The sequence below is a fragment of the Cognatishimia sp. genome, from assembly GCF_964229375.1.
Lineage (GTDB): Bacteria > Pseudomonadota > Alphaproteobacteria > Rhodobacterales > Rhodobacteraceae > Cognatishimia.
On sequence record NZ_CAXREH010000140.1, the window covers coordinates 1 to 6,175 of the forward strand.

At 56.0% G+C, this 6,175-nt stretch carries 9 protein-coding genes; 2 read left to right on the forward strand and 7 right to left on the reverse strand.

Annotated elements, in window-relative coordinates:
* Positions 1 to 401: translation initiation factor IF-3 (infC, locus tag ACEQWH_RS10700; RefSeq protein WP_370230657.1), on the reverse strand; the 401-nt coding region annotated here is incomplete at its 3' end.
* A gap of 193 nt (positions 402 to 594) precedes the next feature.
* Between infC and ACEQWH_RS10705 the strand changes: the two genes are divergently transcribed.
* Complete coding sequence (locus ACEQWH_RS10705; RefSeq protein ID WP_370230636.1) at positions 595 to 930, forward strand: hypothetical protein; 336 nt, start codon at positions 595 to 597, stop codon at positions 928 to 930.
* A gap of 67 nt (positions 931 to 997) precedes the next feature.
* On the opposite strand, the gene ACEQWH_RS10710 is transcribed toward ACEQWH_RS10705, so the two are convergent.
* From ACEQWH_RS10710 to ACEQWH_RS10730, 5 genes are all read right to left on the reverse strand, one after another.
* Positions 998 to 1,858, reverse strand: coding sequence for a ferredoxin--NADP reductase (locus ACEQWH_RS10710; RefSeq protein ID WP_370230638.1), 861 nt, complete (start codon positions 1,856 to 1,858; stop codon positions 998 to 1,000).
* Positions 1,859 to 1,968: 110 nt separating this feature from the next.
* Positions 1,969 to 2,385: a DUF934 domain-containing protein gene (locus ACEQWH_RS10715; RefSeq protein WP_370230641.1), complete on the reverse strand. Its 417-nt coding sequence runs from the start codon at positions 2,383 to 2,385 to the stop codon at positions 1,969 to 1,971.
* Positions 2,382 to 3,164, reverse strand: coding sequence for a phosphoadenylyl-sulfate reductase (locus tag ACEQWH_RS10720; RefSeq protein WP_370230643.1), 783 nt, complete (start codon positions 3,162 to 3,164; stop codon positions 2,382 to 2,384). The genes ACEQWH_RS10715 and ACEQWH_RS10720 overlap by 4 nt, the downstream gene beginning before the upstream one ends.
* A gap of 2 nt (positions 3,165 to 3,166) precedes the next feature.
* A complete protein-coding gene (locus tag ACEQWH_RS10725; protein WP_370230646.1) occupies positions 3,167 to 4,834 on the reverse strand; it encodes a nitrite/sulfite reductase in 1,668 nt (555 codons plus the stop codon).
* Positions 4,835 to 4,837: 3 nt separating this feature from the next.
* Complete coding sequence (locus tag ACEQWH_RS10730; RefSeq protein WP_370230649.1) at positions 4,838 to 5,140, reverse strand: DUF2849 domain-containing protein; 303 nt, start codon at positions 5,138 to 5,140, stop codon at positions 4,838 to 4,840.
* Positions 5,141 to 5,360: 220 nt separating this feature from the next.
* On the opposite strand from ACEQWH_RS10730, the gene ACEQWH_RS10735 reads away from it, so the two are divergent.
* Positions 5,361 to 5,822, forward strand: a complete 462-nt coding sequence (locus ACEQWH_RS10735; protein WP_370230652.1) for an Lrp/AsnC family transcriptional regulator — start codon at positions 5,361 to 5,363, stop codon at positions 5,820 to 5,822.
* Here ACEQWH_RS10735 and ACEQWH_RS10740 read toward each other — a convergent pair.
* A partial coding sequence (locus ACEQWH_RS10740) for a triose-phosphate isomerase (protein ID WP_370230655.1) occupies positions 5,819 to 6,175 on the reverse strand: 357 nt, incomplete at its 5' end. The genes ACEQWH_RS10735 and ACEQWH_RS10740 overlap by 4 nt on opposite strands.

Here is a 6,175-nt window from a genome sequence, read left to right on the forward strand (position 1 = left end):
CGGAACCGCAGGGTCACTTTGACCTTGTCGCCTTTTTCCAGGAACTTCACCACGTTGCGCATTTTGACGTCATAGTCATGCGTGTCGGTGTTCGGGCGGAATTTAACTTCTTTGACCTGAATGACGGTCTGTTTTTTCCGCGCCTCGGATTCCCGTTTCTGCTGTTCGTATTTGAATTTGCCATAGTCCATGATCTTGCAGACCGGCGGATTGGCATTGGGCGAAATTTCAACGAGATCGAGTTCGGCGTCTGCCGCCATTTGCATAGCTTTTGCGGGGTGGACCACCCCAACGTTATCACCATCTGCGCCGATAAGGCGGATTTCGGGGGCTCGGATTGCTTCGTTGACGCGGGGGCCAGTGTCGCGCTGTGGAGGCGCATTATGCGGTCTGCGGGCTATGGTTTTGATCCTTCAATGGTTAACCGATTTGAGGCCATAAGCTATAGGTGCAGTCGGGGTGTTTCAAGCGCCTAAATCGCAGGTTATGCGGTAATTTTCCCGAGTTTCCCCCTATTTCTGGATCGGCTTTGGCGTTCTGCTGACCTCAATCAAAGCGCCGTGTGCGTCTGAGGTGACATTGAAAGGAAACGCTATGAAATATGCCGTGTGGATTGTGGTTGCTGCATCAGTTGCAGTGGTGTCGTATTTGGCTTTCGCTCCGGAGGGCGGCGAAGAGGCTGCGACGTTGCCGGTTACAACGACAATGGAAGATCCAGAGCCTGTTGTGACTGAAGAGGTGGATGCCGTGGTCGAAGACATTACCGATCAGGCAGAAACAGCCGTGGAAACTGCGCAGGATCAGGTGGATGCTGTTGTCCAAGAGGTCACGCAAGCCGCAGAGGAGGCTGCGTCCGCGGCAGAAGAGGCGGTCGAAGGTGCTGTGGAAAATGCGGTCGACAACGTTGTAAACAGCCTGTCTGGAAACTAGGCTTTAACGCCCCACGAAAAAGGCCGCCCGACAATGGGGCGGCCTTTGGTGTTCCTTGAGACGGTCTTTAGTCCAAAAAGGCCTTCTCGACCACGTAATGCGCTGGTTTCGAGTTCGCACCTTCTTCCAGACCATAGGTGTTCTCAAACAGGTCTTTCAGTTCCAGATTGAACGCCAGATTGCCGCAGATCATTGCCCGGTCGGTGTCTGGGTTCAAAGGCTCTACGCCCAGATCCGCAAAGGCTTCGCCTGATTTCATCAGATCGGTGATGCGGCCCATTTTGGCGCTCTCTTCGCGGGTCGTGGTTGGGTAGTATTTGATTTTCTTCCAGAACCCTTCTCCGATCACTTCGTTCAGAAGTTCGTCGTCCTTCAGGCTCTCGATCAGTTCGCGGCCATAGGTCAGCTCGCCCGCTTCGCGGCAGGTGTGCGTGATGATGACTTCGTCGAATTTCTCATATGTTTCTGGTTCGCGCAGCAGAGAGGCGAAAGGTGCAAAACCAGTGCCAGTCGCAAAGAACCAGATGCGTTTGCCCGGGATCAAAGCGTCATGCACCAAGGTGCCCACCGGCTTTGGACGCAGGATGATGTCGTCGCCCGGCTGAATGTGCTGCAGCTTGGATGTCAGAGGGCCGTCCTGCACTTTGATGGAATAGAATTCCATTTCCTCGCCCCAGCTTGGGGAGGCGATGGAATAAGCGCGCAGCAGAGGTTTCTGCTTGCCGGTTTCAGGATGCGGATCGCCCATCAGGCCGATCATCACGAACTCACCAGAGCGGAACCGCAGGCTGGCAGGGCGCTCTACCTTGAAAGAAAACAGGCGGTCCGTCCAATGTTTCACCTCAAGCACTTTTTGTGCGTCAGGCAGAACGGGTTTCTTTGGGGCCTCGGTGGCGGTCTCTTGGGTCACTGCGGTTTGCTCGTTCATCATACTTCAAGGGCGAATTGTCGTGCCCTTCCTCTAGCAGGTCTATTCGGTGTGTGAAGCAGGAATAGCGTCATATCTGCTATGCAGTCCGCATATTCCCGCGTTTATCGTTACTCTGCGGCCTTGGCACGCAGGCGGTTTTGATAGTCGTGCTGCTGCCAGTTGGCGCGGAACAACCATTGGTCCTCTGGCTGGCGGGCGGCGAGCTCGTCGGAGATTTCAACTTCGTCAAAGCCAGAGCGACGTGCCATGGCATATTGGTCGGCAATGACGTGGCCACGGGCACGCAGACGGCCTTTAAAGCCCTTCAGCCGCAGTTGGCGCGCGATGGTAAAGCCGCGTCCATCCGCAGAAGACGGGAAATCCACGCGGATCACGTCGGCGTTCAGATGCGCGTCGAGATCCGGCAGGTCTGCGTCTGAGGGCACATCCAGCGCAGCAACAGAATTTGCGGCGTCGCCAAGGGCTACGAAAGTGACTTTCAGATCGTCGGATCCAAAGCCTTTATCGGTGATAACTACAGTCATGCGTCTACTCCTGTGCGAACCATCGCGCCGTCGTCTCCGACGTGGATGCCGCATTCGGTTTTTGCTTTGCCACGCCAGCGGCCCGAGCGGGGGTCTTCGCCTTCTTTCACAGGGCTGGTGCAAGGTGAACAGCCAATCGAAGGGTAGCCCCGCGCAATCATCGGGTGTTTGGGCAGGCGGTTTTCTTCCATATAGGCGCGTACGTCTTCGGGCGCCCAGTGAGCCAGCGGATTTACTTTGATCCGACCGGTAAAGTCTTCGACCTCAAAAAATTCAAGCGCGGCGCGGGTGCCAGCCTGAAACCGTTTGCGACCGGTGATCCAGCCATCATAGCCACGCAGCGCCTTTTGCAGCGGCCGCGTCTTGCGCAGTGCACAGCAGGCATCTGTATCGTTCTGGTGCAAACGGCGATACGGATCTTCGGCCACGAGTGTTGTTTCACTCGCGGTGATGATTTTTAAGTTGGTCAGGTTCAGCCGCTCGGCAAGTTCTTGTTGATAAACAAGGGTTTCGGTGAACAGAAACTGAGTGTCTACAAACAGAACTGGCACGTTGCGGTTTACCATTGCGGCCAAGTGCAGCAAGGCGACACTTTCTGCGCCAAACGAGCTGACCATCGCGATCTCACCTGCCACATTGTCGCGCAAAACCGCCTCAAGCACCGCCGTCGCCGAATGGTGCTTGAACCGCGCGTTCAATGCGTCGACCTTTTCTTGCAAGGGATCGGTCGCAGCCGCTGCGCTAAAGCGCAGGGGGGTGATGTCGACTGTCTCGTCCATGCTTATGCCGCAGCTTGCGCCTCTGGATAGATATACGGTTTGAACACGGCCAGTCCCAGACGACGATAGGTCTCAAGGAAGGTTTCCTCTGGCCCTTCGCGCAGATCAAGATAGGCCAGAACGATACGCTCGACCGCAGGCACGATCTCGTCATAGGCGAAGCCCGGACCCACGCGGCCGCCAACTTCGGCTGTGAATGTCGCGTCGCCGCCCAGCGTGATCTGATAGTTTTCCACGCCCGCACGGTCCAGACCAAGGATGCCGATGTGACCCACGTGGTGGTGCCCACAGGCGTTGATGCAGCCCGAAATCTTGATTTGCAGGTGGCCCACGTCATGCTCAAGCTTCAGCTCGTCAAAACGGGTCGCCAGACCTTGTGCAACTGGGATCGAGCGTGCGGTTGCCAGAGCGCAATAGTCCATACCCGGGCAGGCGATGATGTCAGAGATCAGGCCGATGTTTGCAGTGTGCAGATCATGGGCTTTCAGCTCTTCGTAGACAGCAGGCAGATCCGCCTTATGAACGTTCGGCAGAATGACGTTCTGCTCATGCGAGATGCGCAGCTCGTCGTGGCCGTATTTGCGTGCAATATCCGCCATTGCGCGCATTTGCGCGGCAGTTGCATCGCCGGGTGTCTCGCCGTGTTTCTTCAGCGAGATGGTTACGATCGCATAGTCTGCCTGTTTGTGCGCAGTAAGGTTTGTGTCTGCCCAGCTGCGGAACATCGCGTCATCACCATAGGCTGCGTCATAGGCATCCGTTGGGATGTTGCGATAGGCAGGCGCTGCGAAATGCGCTTTGATGTCCTCAAACAAAGCGACATCAAAACCCTGGAAGGTCGGGCGGATCGTTTGGAAACGCTCTTCCACACGGGCGCGAATGTCTTCGATGCCGTGCTCGTGTACCGTGATCTTGATCCGCGCTTTGTATTTGTTGTCGCGACGGCCCAGCAGGTTCCACACGGAAACGGTGGCCTCAAGATAGGACAGCAGATCGTCTTGGCTGACCCAGTCTTTCAAGACCTTACCAATCATCGGGGTCCGGCCTAGGCCGCCACCGACGATGATCTGATAGCCCAGCTCACCTGCGTCGTTGTTCACAAGGTAAACACCAATGTCATGGGCTTTCACCACGGCGCGGTCGTTTTCACGCGCGCCAGACACAGCGACTTTGAACTTACGAGGCATCGCCTGGAATTCAGGGTGATCGGTTGACCATTGCCGGATCAGCTCGGCCACTGGACGTGGGTCGGCGATTTCATCCGCCGCAGCGCCCGCGAAATGGTCTGCAGTCACGTTGCGGATTGTGTTGCCAGAGGTCTGGATCGCGTGCATCGACACTTCGCCCAATGCGTCCAGCATATCAGGCACGTCTTTCAGCTTTGGCCAGTTGTACTGGATGTTCTGACGTGTGGTGAAGTGGCCATAGCCCTTGTCCCACTTTTCCGCCAACAGCGCGAGCGTGTCCATCTGCGCGCCGTTCAGCGTGCCATAAGGGATCGCAACCCGCAGCATATAGGCGTGCAATTGCAGATAGAGGCCGTTCATCAGGCGCAGCGGCTTGAATTCGTCCTCGGTCAGCGAACCATCGATACGGCGCTCAACCTGTGCGCGGAACTGTTTGTTGCGCTCTGCCAGAAAAGCTGTGTCAAAGTCGTTATACTGATACATGGCTTAAGCCTCTGCCTGTTTGCCGTGGTGATAGTTCGACGGGCCTGTGCGGCGGAACTCTTCACGGAAATGGGTGGGTTCGGGGCGTCCGTCTGTGCCAGCCTTGGCATCGGCCAGATAGGCACCAACAGTGATCGCCTTTTGCTGCTGCGCTTCGATCAGGCGCAGATCGGCATCGGCTTCGTCCGTCAAAAGAACGGCATCCTCAAGGTTGCGCGTCCATTCGCCGGCATCCGTCATATAGATGACATCACCTTCCAAAAGGTGGTTGGCCGTGATGACCTTTGGTGTAAAGGCGCGTGGCATAGTGAGCGAGCTCCTGATCGTTTCGGGTCGAGATGGCGATTTTCCGATAGATTTCCTCATTTGCTGGCTGAGGCGGAAAGGCTGTCTCTTTTCGTGTTTACTTTGGGTGCAATATAGGAAATTATCCCATCCGACCGCTAGATGGTTGCGCAAATAGAAATTATTGTTCCGCTCTCAGCTCCACGCGTGAACAATGTTCTAAATTGAGGGAAATGTTAGAATGGCGTCTCGTATTGACGATATGGATCGGAAAATTCTCGATACCTTGCAAGAGGATGCCTCACAGTCTCTTGATGAAATTGCCCGTCGTGTGGGCTCTTCTAAGACCCCAGTTTGGAACCGCATCCGCAAACTGCGTGAGTCGGGGATTATCAAACAAAACACGGTCATTCTGGACGCCGAGTCTCTGGGGTTTGAGGCCTGTTTCTTTGTCCTGATCCGTACGTCGGAACACGAGGCGGATTGGCAGGCTAAGTTCTTGAAAGCGCTGCGGGATCGGCCAGAAGTGCAAGAGGCGCACCGGCTGGCCGGAGACATTGATTACATCCTCAAAGTGCGGGTTGCGAATGCCCGCGCGTATGACACCTTCTATCAGGCGCTGATTTCAGAGGTGCGCGTCCACAATGTGACCGCGCTTTTGTCGATGGAAGAAATCAAATCAACCGCGCGCCTGCCGCTTTAGGCTGCATCAAGTGCTGCAATGATGGCGGTGAAATCCGCAGCTTTCAGGCTGGCGCCGCCAACCAATGCGCCGTCCACGTTTGAGGTGGCAAAGATCTCGGCCGCGTTGCTTGGCTTGACCGATCCACCATAAAGCACCCGCATGCCAGTGCCTTCGGCGCCAAAGCGCGCCTCAAGCTCTGCACGGATGAAATCATGTACTTCGCCGATTTGCGCGAGCGTCGGGACTTTGCCCGTGCCAATGGCCCAGATGGGTTCATAGGCGATAACTGTATTGGATGCCGTGGCCCCGTCTGGCAGCGATCCTGCAAGCTGGGTTTTGATTACGTCCAGCGTGGTGCCGCCTTCGCGTTC

Excerpts from the sequence above, each read along its gene's own strand:
- ACEQWH_RS10705 (WP_370230636.1), top strand. The coding sequence starts at position 595 with ATGAAATATGCCGTGTGGATTGTGGTTGCTGCATCAGTTGCAGTGGTG.
- ACEQWH_RS10710 (WP_370230638.1), bottom strand. The coding sequence starts at position 1,858 with ATGAACGAGCAAACCGCAGTGACCCAAGAGACCGCCACCGAGGCCCCA.
- ACEQWH_RS10715 (WP_370230641.1), bottom strand. The coding sequence starts at position 2,385 with ATGACTGTAGTTATCACCGATAAAGGCTTTGGATCCGACGATCTGAAA.
- ACEQWH_RS10720 (WP_370230643.1), bottom strand. The coding sequence starts at position 3,164 with ATGGACGAGACAGTCGACATCACCCCCCTGCGCTTTAGCGCAGCGGCT.
- ACEQWH_RS10725 (WP_370230646.1), bottom strand. The coding sequence starts at position 4,834 with ATGTATCAGTATAACGACTTTGACACAGCTTTTCTGGCAGAGCGCAAC.
- ACEQWH_RS10730 (WP_370230649.1), bottom strand. The coding sequence starts at position 5,140 with ATGCCACGCGCCTTTACACCAAAGGTCATCACGGCCAACCACCTTTTG.
- ACEQWH_RS10735 (WP_370230652.1), top strand. The coding sequence starts at position 5,361 with ATGGCGTCTCGTATTGACGATATGGATCGGAAAATTCTCGATACCTTG.